Genomic DNA, 14,545 nt, shown 5'->3' with positions numbered 1-14,545 from the left:
CCGAAGAGGAAGAAGCCGGTGTTCATGACCCACGCGAGTGGCGAGTTCATGAGCTGCCCGAGCGCCACGAGGGGACCACGAACGCCCAGGTCGCTGATGTAGTGATAGGTGTAGCTGTAGGGGGGATCTGTCCATGCGGCAGCAGCGATGAACTCGGTGAGGAAGAAGATCATCGCCCCGGCGACGAGCACCGCACCGGCGGAGCGGCGTTGCATCATCGGGTGCGCATCCGGGGCGAGCGTCGCAGGCGTCGTGTAGCTCAAGCGCTCGTCTCGCGTGGAGCTGGGGATGGGGTCGGTGATCTCGGCCATGGGTGTGACGCGCTCCGTTGTCTGGCGAGGCTCAACCGAGGCGGGCGGCCCCACACCCTCGATGATGGCGTCAAGGAGCTGGCCCGCAGGCGCTCCTTCGTGTCGCTTCATGTCGAGCAGCCTGCACCGTGGTGTTCAAGACGACCAGGACATTGATTGCAAGGGTTTCAGACCCTATAGGTCTGACTCATAGAGCTACGTCACCTGCGGTACTTCGTCGCTGTCGCGGAAGCGGAGCACTTCGGAAGGGCGGCCGAGCAGCTTCACGTCTCGCAATCACCATTGAGCCGGCAGATCGCCCAGCTCGAGGAGGAGATTGGCGTCGACCTTTTCGTGTCCTCGGGGCGCGGCGTGAAGCTGACTCCCGCCGGCCAATCGTTCCTCGAAGGCGCCCGTGCCACCCTGGCCCGCGCCGCGCAGGCGGCCGAGGACGCCCGCGCGACGGCGCAAGGCCGTATCGGGACGGTGATGGTCGGCTTCGACGGTGCCCTGGCTGACACCCTCCTGCTGCCGGAGATCGTGCAGCGGTTCCGCGCGCGTCATCCGCGCGTCGAGGTGCGTCTCCGTCCGCTGCCGAGCGAGGAGCAGGTCGCCGCGCTACGCGCTGGCAAGATCTCGGTGGGCTACGGCTATCACTCGCCGGAAGACACCCCGCTCGTCCGCTTCAGGGTGCTGTTCCGCGAGCGCGTCGGCGTGGTGATGTCGAAGGGCCATCGACTCGCCGCACGACGCACGCTGCGGATCGCGGATCTGAAGCACGAGCGCATCCTCTGGCCTCCGCGCAAGGAGGGGCCCCGCCTCCACGACGACATCGTCGCCGCGTTCCGAGCGCACCACCACACGCTCGAGAGGGTCCACGAGGAGGTGAGCGGCGAGGTCATCCTCATGCTCGTCGCGAGCGGCGAGGGCGTCAGCTTGTTTCCCGAGAGTGCCGCACCGACGCTCCTGCCCGGAGCGGTGTTCAAGCGGGTCCGGGACCTGAACGTCACCATCCAGGGCCGCTCCGCGTGGCGTGCCATGGACGACAAGGACCCGCTCGTCACCTCACTCCTCGAGATCACGAATTCGGTGCACACCTCGCGACGGTAGACGCGGAGCAGCCGAGTCTTCAGGTGAAGCCGCTTGAGTCACCGGGCAGCGACGACAGGCTGGTGGGACGGCGTGACACCTCCCGCCAGCCGGCCTCCAAGCTCACGCACCGCGTTCAGCGTCTTCTGGATGGCCGAGAAGGAGCCCTGTCTGTCACGACGCGCGCTGCGTGGCGACGCACCGGGGCGTGGGACGGCGCCCTTGGTCCCGCCCTCGCACTGTCCGTTTCATTCCGTCCCTATCTTCAAGAGCCTGGGCTCGCCGGTGCTTCCTCCCGGCATCAGGCGGGATGATCCAAACGGATTTCCGGGAGGCCTTTCGCCACGAGGCGAGCCATGACCACCCGAGCATCCAACCCTACCGCTGAGCCCCCTCGCTACGTCCTGGAAGGCCGGGTGGTGACGCTCAACTCCCGGGATGAAGTGATTGAACGCGGGCGCGTCCTCGTCCGTGGCAGCCGCATCGTCGCGGTCGAGCCGTCGGGCGGCCCCCTCCCCGAGGCCTTCCGGGACGCCCTCCGCATCGACACCGGGGGGACGCTGTATCCAGGGCTCATCGACCTGCACAACCACTTCGTCTACGACGTGCTCACGCTGTGGCACGTGCCGAAGCGCTACCTCAATCGCACCCAGTGGCCGCGCCACGCGGACTACGCCCCGCGCATCTCCCTGCCCATCCGCGTGCTCGCGGACCACGCGCCATCCGCCCGCGCCGTCGTCCGCTACATCGAAGCCAAGGCGCTGCTCGCCGGCACGACCACGGGCCAGGGCATCCGGACCCGCGTGTCTGGCGGCGAAGCCCTCTTCCGAGGCGCCATCCGCAACGTCGAGGAGCCCCACGACGACCACCTGCCCGCGGGCAGCACCCGGGTGATGGACCTGCATGACGACACCGCGGACATCGAGTCCTTCCGCGACGCACTGGAATCCCGCGCCGCGTACTTCTACCACCTGGGCGAAGGCGTGGATGACTATGCCCATCACCGCTACCTCGACCTGGCGGACCATGACCTCGTCCAACCATCCCTGGTCGGCATCCATTGTCTGGGATTGCGGCGCCCGGACCTGGACACGATGGCCACCCGTGGCGCCAAGGTCGTGTGGTCCCCCTTCAGCAACCTGCTGTTGTATGGGCAGACCTTGGCGCTGCGGGACCTGCTCGACTCGGGCGTGACGTTCTCCCTCGGCTGTGATTGGTCTCCCACCGGCAGCAAGAACCTGCTCCAGGAATTGAAGGTCGCGCGCCATGAAGCGGAGCGGCAGGGCGTGTCCCTGCCCTCCCGGACCCTGGTGTGCTCGGTGACGGCGGACGCCGCCCGGGTCGCAGGCTGGGAGACACAGGTGGGCACGCTCCGGGCCCATGCCCTCGCGGACCTGCTGGTCATCGCGGGCGCCGATGGCGACCCCTATGACACGTTGATTGGCGCCACGGAGAAGCAGGTGCGCCTCGTCACCGTGGATGGCGTGGCCCGCTTCGGAGACCGCGCGCTGATGGAACGGCTCGCCTTCAACCGGAGCCATCCCCCCGAGCCCTGGGCCGTCGACGGCGTCGCGAAGGCCTTCCACCTGTGGGCGGACGACTCCCCGCTCAACGACCTGGGCTTCGAAGCCGCGCGCGCCCTGCTCGACGACGCCATGGCGGACCTGCCGGCCTTCCAGCGACGGATGGAACACGACGAGCGCGAGCTGCTCGGGCCGGGCGCCCCCAAGCCCTTCGTGCTCGTGCTCGACAATGAGCCGCAGGAGGTCTTCGCCACCGGCCCCGCCGCTGTCGAGTTCACCACCGACCTCCAACAGGTGGCCGAGCGCATCGCGCTCGATCCTCCGACGGTGAGTGGGCAGGACTACTGGGCGCTCGTCTCAGCGCAGCTCAACCTGGATGACACCCTGAAACAACGGCTGCGGAAGGACTATGCGTGAAACAGGTCCGGCGCGGCGGCACCCTCCCCGCCGGGCCGGAAATAAATGCCCCTGACGGCGTAACCCCGGTGCGGCGGCGGTACTGGACCGGCCGGAAGGGACATTTCAAATGTTTCACTGCGTACGGAAGGCTGGATGGGTGGCACTGGCGGCGAGCGCCCTGCTCGTGGGCGGCGGGGCCTGCGGGGGCGACGACAACGCCCCTGACGACGAACCGTCCTCGGACGCGGGGACGCAGCCGGACGCCGGCACGAAGCTCCCCGCGGAGGAAGGCCGGGCGCTGGCGGTGTCCAAGGGCGGCCTCATCGTGGTGGGCTCCACCGAGGTGAACCTGGCGACGACGGGCGTGGACATGCTCGTGCGGCGCTACACCGCGTCGGGGGAAGTGGACACGTCCTTCGGCACGCAGGGCTCGGTGGTGCTGGACTTCGAGGGTCCCGCCGAGGGCCCCATCTCCGGCCAGCGGGAGCAGGACGACCGCGCGGACACGGTGGCGGTGCTCGAGGATGGCAGCATCCTGGTCGCGGGCTTCGCGCGGGGTGGCAGCAAGACGGATTCGCGCGACTTCGCGGTGGTGAAGCTCCAGGCCAACGGCCAACTGGACACGGGCTTCAACAAGACGGGCCGCTCGCGCCTGCACTTCGGCGAGGAGAACGCCGTCGACTTCGTCGGCACCGTCCGCGCCATCCTGCCGCTGGCAGACGGCCGCTTCTACGTCGGCGGGTTCCTGACCAAGTCCGACGGACTCGACGAGGACTTCGCGCTCATCCGCTACAACGCGAACGGCTCGCTCGACACGACGTTCAAGTCCGCGGGCAGCCCGTCCGGCAGCTGGATTGGCGGCGCGTACACGAACGCGGAGTCCGTGCAGGGCATGGTGCTCCAGGGCTCCAGCGTCGTGCTGGGGGGAGGGAACGACTTCGCGGCCGTGCGCATCACCTCCAGTGGCAGCCAGGACATGACGTTCGGCACCTCTGGCCTCGCGAAGAGCGAAGGCGGCCAGGCTCACGCCCTGGTGGCGCGGCCGAATGGCGGCTTCCTGCTCGCGGGCGAGCGCCAGGACGTGAAGGTCGGCGGTGAAATGCACGGCGTGCTCAAGCTGGTGGCGTACACAGCGGACGGTCAGCCGGACGTCACCTTCGGCCCGGCGGGAGTGAGGGAGCTCACCGCGCCCGCGGGCGTGCTGGATGTGGTGGACGTCAGCGGCCTGCGGATCCAGGCGGACGGGAAGATCCTCATCTTCGCGGACGTGTACGCGAAGCCTGTCCTCTTCCGCCTCCTGGCCAACGGCGACCTGGACACGTCGTTCGGCACGGACGGCATGGTGCGTTGGCCGGAGACGCAGCTGGCGGTACCGCTGTTCATCCGCTCCACCACCGGACCGAAGCTGGCCATCCTGGGCGACAAGGCCTTCGTCACGGACGCGAACATCCATTCATCCGGGTTCTTCCCAGACGAGAACGCGCGCGTGCTGCTCCAGAGCACGGGGCTGTAGCCGTGCGGCCTGAAGCCTGGCACCGAGCACGGGTGCCAGGCTCCTCACGCCGGATGCGAGGCTTTGAAGGACCTGGCAGGTGTTGTGGTAGAGCGCTCGGGTGCAGTGACCGTTGTCCTTCAATGCGGCCTCTTTCACCCCATCAAAGCCTCACCTCCCAAGCGCACACGGACCATGGAATGCCGCGCATCTCCTTCTCCTGACCTTCAGAGGCCGCGTCAGTCGGTGAAGACGGGCGGGGTCGTCTGGGTGAGGATGGGCACGGGCTTGTCGCCGGACATCGCCAGGAGGCCCTTGAGGCACCGCGCGGCGAGCAGCCAGTTCCTCGGGTCCTTCATGTCGAGCCCGCCGACGAGCTGTTTGAGGATGCTGAGGGTGTCGAAGTAGACGCGCTCGCACACCAGCGTCTCGGACGCGTCGAAGATGAAGTACGCCGACATGCGCACCCGGAACTTGTTGCCCGTGGCGGGAATCTGGCCCAGCGGCCCCAGGTGGGTGCCCATGAGCCAGAACTCCACGATGACGGCATCATCGCTGTGCCGCAGCGAGATGATTTCGTGGTGCTGGTCCGGGAAGGCCACGCGGGTTTCGCGGTAGTAGTCGCGCACCGCGCTGTTGCCGTCGTGGACCGTCAGGGTGGGGATGAGCTCGTAATGCGGGTGCGGGAAGGTCGATAGGACGGCGTCCCAGTCCTGCCTCACCTCGTCGTGGAAGTGCGCCAACACCAGCTTCTGTCGTGCCTTGCGGACCTGCTCCGTGAGCATGCGGCCTCCGTGGAGCGCCCCAGCTTACGGGCCCGGCCCTGGCGGAGGCACGGCCCGTGCAATCAATTTCCAGCGCAGTCCCCCAACCCCCTCCACGGAGCAATCCCATGGACATGCGCTGGAAGAACCGCGGCTCACTCACTTGTAATGCACTCGGACTCGGAGTCGGCGTCGGGCTGCTGTTGGCCGCATCGCCGGGCATCGCCAGGGACGCGACGGGCGACGGCTGCACGTGGTTCTCCGGCGTGGAGAGCTGCCCGCTCGACGCCTCACAGCTGTCCGCCACGAACGAGGGGCTGCTCGTCAAGAGCGTGGATGGAAAGCAGGCGGGAGTGAGCCTTCACCTGGAGGGCGCCACCGGCTGGGATGCGTGGCTGAGCCCCCTGGAGCCAGACGCGAACAGCCGGATGCTGCTGACCTTCATCGGGGCCCAGCCGGACGGCACGTCGGAGCTGCTGGAGCGGGTGGCCGTCGCGCACTCGAAGGCGGAGAGCCAGGGCGCCATCTACGTGGACGCCTCGGTGCACGGGGCCTCCACCTACACCGTGCGGGGCTACGTCGGCGGACAGCTGGCCTTCGAACGCTTCGGCGTGGCGCCCGTCCCGGAGAGCCCCGGGGGCCCGGCGGGCCTCGCGAGCAACACACAGTTCGCCCGGCTCGTGGCCTTCCCCGGGAAGTGGGGCAGCGGCCACGGCGTCATCGCCGGGCCCAACGGAGAGACGTGCACGCCCGGCCTGGATTTTCCGTTCCCCCGGCCCGTCCGCTTCCCCGACCGCACCCTGTCGGCCGCGGTGGACCTCGTCACCTTCCAGCCTGAAGGCGTCAACTCCAAGGCAAGCGCGCTCCGGGAGGTGTCCCTTCAGGGAGAGGGGATGCAGAGCTTCACCCTCCAGAAGGTGGCGCGCACCCCTTGATGTCGGCGCTGCGTCAGGACTCATGAGTTTCCGCGTGTAACAGGATTCGCCACGATTGCAGCTCTACGCGTGGCCATTCCTGTCACAGCCTGCCGGGGGCCCACCGTCGGTGGTGGGCCCTCCGGTCGTCAGCGCGCCTTCTTCTTGGCCGGGACGACCTGGAACCTCGACTGGACGTACTCGATGGTGCCCAGCTCCTTGCCATAGGCGGAGCTCGGCTCATCCACATAGGACGTGATGCGGATGACCCGGCCCTTCCGGGGCGGGTGGTAGGCCAGGATGGAGCCGCCCCAATCCTTGAGGTCCTTCGTGGTCAGCCCGGGTTTGCCTTTGGGCGCGATGAGCCCCGCGTTGGCGTAGAGCTCGATGGCCTTCGCGAGGGGGACCTCCAGGGCGTCCCTCTCGAGCGTCAGGCCTGACTTGTCGCAGCGGTAGACGGCGGTGTTGACCACCGAGTCCCCGGTGCCCACGAGCACCAGGTGGTAGCCCTCCGGATTCTTGAAGAGGGCGGCCTCATAAGCCGTGAAGGAATCATTCCCCACGGCCATGTAGCCATTGGGCACGTCGCGGACCGTCCATTCCTGCCCCACCGCCTCCTCGGCGAAGTACATCGCGGAGTTGTCCACCGAATCGTCCTTCGACGCGGACGCCACGGCCGTCTTGAGGTGTGCCGCCAGGTGCTGGAGCGCGGTCTCGATGTTCGTGGTGGCACAACCCGCGCTCGCCGCCGGCTTCGCGGGAGGGGCCGCAGCCAGGGCCAGGACGACGACAGCCTTCAAGAGCATCACGGCGGAGTCCTTTCAGGGGGCGGAAGGAGGGCCCGCCCGGCTCCGGCGGACTCTACTGCCCCAGGCGGCTTCAATGCGGCCGCCCAAGCGCTTCCGGGCCTCCAGGACGCTGACATGCAGGCCGGCCCGCACGACCTCCCGGACGCCTCGTCGCCTCGGCTGGGGACGAAGCACGCGAGGCGGGGGTGCCCCCTGGGATGGCCTTCACCCCTGGCGGAGCACCAGCAGCCGCACCTCCGTCATGTCCTCCATCGCGTACTTCACGCCCTCGCGCCCCAGCCCGGACCCCTTCACGCCACCGTAGGGCATGGTGTCGACCCGGAAGCTGGGCACGTCACCGACGACAACTCCGCCCACCTCCAGCTCATCCCAGGCCCGCATCGCCCGGGACAGGTCCTGCGTGAAGAGCCCTGCCTGGAGGCCGTAGCCGCTGGCGTTCACGTGACGCAGGGCTTCGTCGAAGTCGCGGAACGACTGGAGCACCACGACCGGGCCGAAGGCCTCCTCCGCGCACAGCGCCGCGTCTTCGGGCACGCCCTCCAGCACGGTGGCGTCGAGCAGCGCGCCGCGCCGCCCTCCTCCCGTCAGCACCCGGGCCCCTCGCTCCACGGCCTGCTGAATCCACCCCTCCAGCCGCCGCGCCGCGGGCTCGTCAATCATCGGCCCGAGCGTGGTGGCTTCATCCCGGGGGTTGCCCGCGCGCAGGGCCTTCGCCCGCGCGACAAGCCGCTCCCGCAGGCCGTCGTACAGCGACTCATGCGCGAACACGCGCTGCACCGAGATGCAGCTCTGCCCCGCCTGGAAGAAGGCGCCCTGCGCGATGCGGTCCGCGACGAAGTCCAGGCGCCCGGCCTGATCCGCGTCCACCACGCAGGCCGCGTTGCCGCCCAGCTCCAGCACCACCTTCTTGCGGCCCGCGCGCGCCTTCAAGTCCCAGCCCACCTTCTCCGAACCCGTGAACGACAGGAGCTTCAACCGGTCGTCCTCGATGAAGGGGCCCACGGCCTCCAGGCGCGTGGGCAACACGGAGAAGGCGCCTTCGGGCAGGGCCGTCTCCGCGAGCACCTCCGCCATGAGCAGCGCGCTCACCGGCGTGCGGTCCGACGGCTTGAGCACGAAGGGGCAGCCCGCGGCGATGGCCGGCGCCACCTTGTGCGCCACCAGGTTGAGCGGGAAGTTGAACGGCGTGATGAACGAGCACGGGCCCACCGGCACCCGCTGCGTGAAGCCCCGGTAGCCCGCGGCGCGCGGTGACACCTCCAGGTTGAGGACCTCGCCGCCTCCGCGCACCGCCTCCTCGGCCGCGGCCTTGAAGGTCTCGATGAGGCGGGAGACCTCCGCCCGCGCGTCGCGCAGCGGCTTGCCCGCCTCGACGCAGAGGGCGAGCGCGAACGCCTCCGCCCGCTCCTGGAAGCGGCGCACGCAGTGCTCCAGCACCTGCTGCCGGGCGTAGGGCGCCAGCTTGCGCATCGGCTCCGAGGCTCGCACCGCCGCGGCGATGGCCTCCTCCACGGCGGCCGCGTCCGCGACGGCCACGTGCGCGACGACCTCTCCCGAATACTTGTCGGTGACGGCCAGCTCCGCGTTGGGCTGCCTCGGGCGGTTGGCCAGATAGTATGGGTAGCGCTCAGCCAGCATGGGGGTCCTCGCTTTCAGATGTCTGCCCATGGCTCACGACTCCACCAGGGGTCCGGCACCGAGCGCCCGCGCGGTGTCCGTGTAATCAATGGGCAGGTCGATGACGTGCACGCCGCCCGACTCCAGGCAGCGCGCGAGCGTGGCGCCGAACTCGGTGGCGCTCGCCGGGCGGTGGCCGCGTGCGCCGTAGGCCTCCGCGTAGCGGACGAAGTCCGGGTTGCCCAACTTCATGCCGAACTCGGGCAGGCCCATCTCCTCCTGCTTCCAACGGATCATCCCGAAGCCGTCGTCGCGAACCACGACCACGGTCAGGTCGAGCTTCAGGCGCACCGCCGTCTCCAGCTCCTGCGAGTTCATCATGAACCCGCCGTCACCGCAGACGGCCACCACCTTGCGTCGGGGGTGGACGAGCTTCGCGGCGATGGCGGACGGCAGGCCCGCGCCCATCGTCGCGAGCGCGTTGTCGAGCAGCAGCGTGTTGGGCCGGCGGCAGCGGTAGTAGCGGGCGAACCACAACTTGTACATGCCGTTGTCCAGACACACGACGCCGTCGTCCGGCAGGGCGCGGCGCACCTCCGCGACGAGCCGCGCGGGGTAGAGGGGGAAACGGTCGTCCCCGGCGCCGCTCACGAACTGCGCGTCCAGCCCCGCTCGCGCCCGCTCGAAGGGCGTGAAGTCCCAGTGCGAGCGCGGCCCCACGCCCTCCGCGATGCGCCACACGGCGTTGGCCAGGTCTCCCGTCACCTGCACCTGCGGGAAGTACACGGGGTCGACCTCCGCCGAGGAGAAGTTCAGGTGGATGACCGTGCGGCGGCCGGCGCGCATGACGAACGGGGGCTTCTCGATGACGTCATGGCCCACGTTGAGGATGCAGTCCGAGGCCTCGATGGCGCGGTGGACGAAGTCGCCGTCGGACAGCGCCGCGGTGCCCATCCACAGCGGGTGCGTTTCATCCACCACGCCCTTGCCCATCTGCGTGCTGAAGAAGGGCAACCCCACGCGGTCCACGAAGGCGCGGAGCATCTCCGACGTCAGCTTGCGGTTGGCCCCCGCGCCAATCATCAGCAGCGGACGGCGGGCCGCGGCGAGCGCCTCCACCGCCTGCGCGATGGACGCCTCGTCCGCCACCGGCCTTCGAAGGACACCCGGCGACAGGGGCATGGCCTCGGTGGACTCGCGCGCCACGTCCTCGGGCAGCTCCAGGTGGGTGGCGCCGGGGCGCTCCTCCTCCGCGCGGCGGAAGGCCTCGCGGACCGCCGAGGGCACGTGCTCCGCGGAGACAAGCGTGCGGGTGGACTTGGTGAGCGGCCGCATCATCCCGACGACATCGACAATCTGGAAGTGCCCCTGCTTGCTGACCTTGATGGGCTTCTGGCCGGTGAGCATCACCATGGGCATCGCGCCGAGCTGCGCGTACGCGGCGGCGGTGACCAGGTTGGTGGCCCCCGGCCCCAGCGTCGCCAGACACACGCCCGCGCGCCCGGTGAGCCTGCCTTGCGTGGCGGCCATGAACCCGGCCGCCTGCTCGTGGCGCGTGACGACGAGGCGCATGCCCGCGGCGCGCATGGCCTCGACGAGGTCCAGGTTCTCCTCGCCGGGAAGCCCGTAGACACAGCGCACGCCCTCCGCTTCGAGCGCCTTCACGAACAGCTCCGATGCCTTCATGGGTGCCTCTCCTCCGGTGACACGGAAGATGTACCCGGGGGCCTCGATGCGTACATTCGTCTGTTTTCATCGGCTCGATAGATGGCATCTATGATGGCGCGATGGAGCTCCGACACCTCCGCTACTTCTCGGCCGTCGCAGACGCGCTGCACTTCGGGCGCGCCGCGAGGCGGCTGCACGTCTCCCAGCCCACGCTGTCGCATCAAATCCACCAGTTGGAGGAGGAGGTCGGCGCGCCCCTCTTCGAGCGGGCCCGCACCGGGGTGCGGCTCACGCAGGCGGGGGAGTTGTTCCGCACCTATGCCTCCCGCGCGCTGGAGGACGTGAACGCGGGCGTGTCCGCGGTGGGCGCGCTGCGGGGGCTCGCCACGGGGGCGCTGCGCGTGGGCTATCCCCCGAGCATGCGCGGCCTCGTGGTACCGGCGTTGACGGCGGTGCTCCGCAGGCACCCCAGGCTGGCGCTGAGCGCGCAGGAGGCCGTGGTCCGGAAGCTGGAGCGGCAGCTGGCGGCGGGAAGGCTGGACGTGGGCCTCGGCTACGCCCCCGCGCGCCTTCCGGACCTGGACACGGAGCCCGTCTTCGACAGCCGGCTGGCGCTCGTCGTCGCACGCGGCCATGCGCTGGCGGGCGCGGAGTCCGTGGGCGTGAAGCAGTTGGCGGAGGAGCCCTTCGCGCTGCTGTCCCGCGGCCTGCGGGTGCGCGCCCGCGTGGACGCGCACTTCGCGGCGATGCGGTTCGCGCCTCGCGTGGCGCTCGAGTCGAACGCGGTGGCCACCGTGCTGGCCATCGTCCGCGCGGGCCTCGCCGTCACGGTGCTGCCCGCGCCGCGCCTCGCGGACGCGGAGCGGCTGGTGGTGAAGCGGCTGTCCCCCGCGCCCCGGTCGGAGCTGGCGGCGCTCCTCTGGCGCAAGGGCGCCCCCCGCACGCCCGCGGCGGAGCTGTTCGCGGCGGAGGTCCGCGCGCGGGCGAGGGAGGACGCGGGCTGAAGCCCACCGAGGCTCAGCTCCAGGGCCGCAGCCAGAGCACCCACCCCGCCAACCCCAGCTGCACGGCCAGGGTCAGCACCGCGCCGAACGCCTGGACGGGGCTCCCACGGAGCATCCCGAACGCATGCGCCAGACGCGCGACGAGCAGCGCGCCGCCGAAGACATGGAGCGCCGTCGGGTTTCCACCGCCCAGCTCGGCCAACAGCAGCAGGATGAGCGTCAGGGGAACCTGCTCGATGTTGTTGCCATGCGCGCGGATGGCGGCACTCAGGCCGGCATGTCCTCCGTCGCCGCGGAACACCTTGTGCTGGGTGCGCACGCGGCTGACGTTGGCGGAGAGCCCCACCGTGAGGAAGGCATTGAGCGCGGCATAGAGCGACGTCACGGAGACCAGGGAGAGCGTGCCGAGCAGGGGGTTCGTCAAAGCGAGGGCCTCCGACCGCGAGAAGGTTGAGCGGGCGATCACGATTCTCGCATGACCTCGGGCGGTGCGCCTGGCCGCGGACGCGAGCTGGCGTGCGCCGTTCTTCGCGATAACCCAGCGTCATCCCCTGCCCGAATCATCAGCGCGCCGGGGGCCATATCGTCCAGCAGACTCCCCGGTCGCAGCCCGCATTCCAGGGGCCGCACCTCCTCCACCGATGGGTGGAGGGCGCCGCGCACTTCCACTGCGTCGAGCGCCCGGACGCCGTGGCCTCCGCCCTGCGTGCGCTGGTCGCCAGGATGACGCCACGTCCTTGAGTCCGCGGTCCTTGCACCTGCCTACGTCCTCGCCGAGCATCGGCCCGTGGCTCCCCTCCCCCCGACGTCCTCTCCTCACGTCCTGTCGGACCACCTCGCGCGGACACGCGCCCAGGAGGCTGCGCTCGTCCTGGGCGCGGCGCTGCTCACCGCGCTGCTCGCCCAGGTCGCCGTCTCGGTGCCCCGGTCGCCGGTGCCCATCACGGGACAGACGCTCGCGGTCGTCCTCACGGCGGCGGCGCTCGGGCCGGGCCGGGGCCTGGCGGCACAGGCCGCCTATCTCCTGCTGGGCGCGGTGGGGCTGCCCTTCTTCGCGAAAGGGGCCAGCGGCTGGAGCGCGCTCATCGGGCCCACCGGTGGCTTCCTGGTGGGCTTCCTCCCCGCCGCGTTCCTCGTGGGCCTCGCGGCGCGCCACGGCTACGACCGGCGGTGGTGGACGGCGGGCCCGCTCTTCCTCGCGGGCCAGCTCCTCGTCCTGGCCATTGGGGTGTCCTGGCTCCAGGTGAAGACCGGGCTCGACCTCACCACGGCCTTCCAGAAGGGCGCGCTTCCCTTCATCCCAGGAGGTCTGCTCAAGGCCGCCATCGCGGGCGCGCTCATTCCCCTCGCCTGGAGATACACGCGGCCGCGCGCGGCCTGACGAAGTCCGCCGGTTTCATCCCGGGGCACGGCGGCCCGTGCGTCCAGGCGCGCGCCTGTAGCTTCCTCAAGGCCGCCGTGGAGGCGCTGCCCCGTGAACTGAGCCCCATGACACCCGCGTCCGCTGGGCGTGCTCGCGCGCGTGCCGATTCTGGCACGTTCCTCCCCGACGCGGGCGCCGCCGCGAGGCGCTCCGCCGCGCAAGCGCTTGTCTCCACTGAGGTTCTGGCACCGCTCCCGCCCTGGCGCGGGGGTTGCTCAAGGCCTGCGCGTCGCGCCGGAAAGGACCGGCGCGCGTACCGTCGAGTGCCATTGCATGCACCTTGTATCCCCGTGGAAGCAGTCCCCGCGCTCCCTCCTCATCACGCCGCTCATCGCGGGGCTCGTCCCTGGTTGTGATGGCGGCGAAGCACGGCGGGAGCCAGCCCCATCGACACATGTCAGGCCCGCTCCGCTCCTCACGACGCCCACGCCAAAGCAAATCATCCTGGAGCCGGAGGCGAACACGTATGTCCGGGCCGCCAACCCGAGCACCAACTTCGGCACCGCGCAGAACCTGTACGTCGACTCCAGCAAGGCCGAGACCTACCTGCGCTTCAACCTGAGCGGCATCCCGGCCGGCGCCCACATCGCCTCGGTCATGCTCCAGGCCCTGGCCTACGACGGCTCTTCCCCCGGCGGTGACGGCAGCGTCTATGCGCACCTGGTGCCGGACGACACCTGGAGCGAGACAGGCATGACCTGGAACAACCGGCCCGCGGTGACCGGTGACAGGCTGGGCTCCTGGTGGCTCTGGAACCCCAGCAGCACGCCCAAGCCCTTGCAGTTGGGCGTCAACTTCGACGCGAGGCTGAAGGCGCCCGTGCAGCAGGCCCTGGACTCGGATGGGCGGATCTCCTTCCGCCTGCGGTCGCCGGGCTACCACACGGTGTATCGCTCGCGGGAGTACAGCGTCGCCAGTGAGCGGCCCCGGCTGGTCGTCAGCTACTTCGAGCCCACGGATCCGCGGGTGACCGCCCACCTGGAGGCGGCGTCCTTCTCCCCCGTGGCGGACGCGTCCGTCTGGATGAGCACCTCGAACGCGAACGCGGGCTCGTCCATGGCCCTGACCGTGGACCGGGCCGACGCGGAGACCTTCCTGCGCTTCGACCTCTCCGCCCTTCCGCCCACCATCCAGGTGGCCTCCGTCGTCCTGGTGACCACGTCCTCGGGTGGAGACGCCACTCCCGGCGCGGACACCCATGTCTACACGCGGTGGGTCCCCAACAATGCGTGGAGCGAGACGGGCCTCACCTGGAACACCAAGCCGTCCGTCTTCAGCTGCGAGCTCGGCTCCTGGCAGTTCCCGAGCCAGCCCGTGCCGTACACCACGCAGGCGGGCGTCAACGCGAGCCCGCTGCTGGTGCCAATCATCCAGGAAGCGCTGTCCATGGAGGGCCAGGTCTCCCTCCGACTCGACTCTCCGGGGAGCCGCTCGGTCTATGACTCGCGCGAGTACTCGAACACCACGGCCCGCTTGCCGCGGCTGATCGTCTACTACACCCTCCCCACGGTCACGCCGTGAGGTGAGCGCAGCCGGCCGCCACGGCAATCGCT

At 69.9% G+C, this 14,545-nt stretch carries 12 protein-coding genes; 7 read left to right on the top strand and 5 right to left on the bottom strand.

The genetic code is table 11. The features are described 5' to 3' along the window. Window positions 1–500 precede the first annotated feature (500 nt). The 3 genes from U8525_RS11995 to U8525_RS11985 all read left to right on the top strand — a co-directional run bounded on the left by U8525_RS11995 (window position 501) and on the right by U8525_RS11985 (window position 4,814). Window positions 501–1,400, top strand: a complete 900-nt coding sequence (locus U8525_RS11995; RefSeq protein WP_374265046.1) for a LysR family transcriptional regulator — start codon at window positions 501–503, stop codon at window positions 1,398–1,400. 335 nt (window positions 1,401–1,735) lie between these two features. Then, entirely contained in the window at window positions 1,736–3,319 is a 1,584-nt protein-coding gene (locus U8525_RS11990; protein ID WP_374264922.1) for an amidohydrolase family protein, read from the top strand. A gap of 139 nt (window positions 3,320–3,458) precedes the next feature. Then, window positions 3,459–4,814, top strand: coding sequence for a hypothetical protein (locus U8525_RS11985; protein ID WP_374264921.1), 1,356 nt, complete (start codon window positions 3,459–3,461; stop codon window positions 4,812–4,814). Between the two features lie 218 nt (window positions 4,815–5,032). Here the strand turns inward: U8525_RS11985 and U8525_RS11980 are convergent, their stop codons facing one another. Continuing rightward, a complete protein-coding gene (locus tag U8525_RS11980) occupies window positions 5,033–5,578 on the bottom strand; it encodes an ester cyclase (RefSeq protein ID WP_374264919.1) in 546 nt (181 codons plus the stop codon). 182 nt (window positions 5,579–5,760) lie between these two features. On the opposite strand from U8525_RS11980, the gene U8525_RS11975 reads away from it, so the two are divergent. Further along, window positions 5,761–6,492: a hypothetical protein gene (locus tag U8525_RS11975; RefSeq protein ID WP_374264917.1), complete on the top strand. Its 732-nt coding sequence runs from the start codon at window positions 5,761–5,763 to the stop codon at window positions 6,490–6,492. A gap of 128 nt (window positions 6,493–6,620) precedes the next feature. Here the strand turns inward: U8525_RS11975 and U8525_RS11970 are convergent, their stop codons facing one another. The 3 genes from U8525_RS11970 to U8525_RS11960 form a co-directional block, all read right to left on the bottom strand. Beyond that, a complete protein-coding gene (locus tag U8525_RS11970) occupies window positions 6,621–7,280 on the bottom strand; it encodes a hypothetical protein (RefSeq protein WP_374264915.1) in 660 nt (219 codons plus the stop codon). A gap of 204 nt (window positions 7,281–7,484) precedes the next feature. Further along, on the bottom strand, window positions 7,485–8,918 hold the full coding sequence (locus tag U8525_RS11965; RefSeq protein ID WP_374264913.1) for an aldehyde dehydrogenase family protein: 1,434 nt from the start codon (window positions 8,916–8,918) through the stop codon (window positions 7,485–7,487). Between the two features lie 33 nt (window positions 8,919–8,951). Then, window positions 8,952–10,583: an acetolactate synthase large subunit gene (locus U8525_RS11960; protein ID WP_374264911.1), complete on the bottom strand. Its 1,632-nt coding sequence runs from the start codon at window positions 10,581–10,583 to the stop codon at window positions 8,952–8,954. Window positions 10,584–10,684: 101 nt separating this feature from the next. Here U8525_RS11960 and U8525_RS11955 point away from each other — a divergent pair, with 101 nt between their 5' ends. Continuing rightward, complete coding sequence (locus U8525_RS11955; RefSeq protein ID WP_374264909.1) at window positions 10,685–11,569, top strand: LysR substrate-binding domain-containing protein; 885 nt, start codon at window positions 10,685–10,687, stop codon at window positions 11,567–11,569. A 13-nt stretch (window positions 11,570–11,582) separates the two neighbouring features. On the opposite strand, the gene U8525_RS11950 is transcribed toward U8525_RS11955, so the two are convergent. Next, the gene (locus U8525_RS11950; RefSeq protein ID WP_374264907.1) at window positions 11,583–11,993 is read right to left on the bottom strand and encodes an MAPEG family protein; all 411 of its coding nucleotides are present in this window, start codon (window positions 11,991–11,993) and stop codon (window positions 11,583–11,585) included. A 363-nt stretch (window positions 11,994–12,356) separates the two neighbouring features. Between U8525_RS11950 and U8525_RS11945 the strand changes: the two genes are divergently transcribed. Both U8525_RS11945 and U8525_RS11940 read left to right on the top strand, forming a co-directional pair. Continuing rightward, entirely contained in the window at window positions 12,357–12,950 is a 594-nt protein-coding gene (locus U8525_RS11945; RefSeq protein WP_374264905.1) for a biotin transporter BioY, read from the top strand. 315 nt (window positions 12,951–13,265) lie between these two features. Then, window positions 13,266–14,513, top strand: coding sequence for a DNRLRE domain-containing protein (locus tag U8525_RS11940; protein WP_374264903.1), 1,248 nt, complete (start codon window positions 13,266–13,268; stop codon window positions 14,511–14,513). Window positions 14,514–14,545 lie beyond the last annotated feature (32 nt).

Origin of the sequence: Corallococcus sp. RDP092CA (genome assembly GCF_041903675.1) — a bacterium.
GTDB lineage: Bacteria > Myxococcota > Myxococcia > Myxococcales > Myxococcaceae > Corallococcus.
The sequence above is the reverse complement of the archived record's forward strand: the minus strand, read 5'-3'. Positions and strand labels throughout refer to the sequence as shown.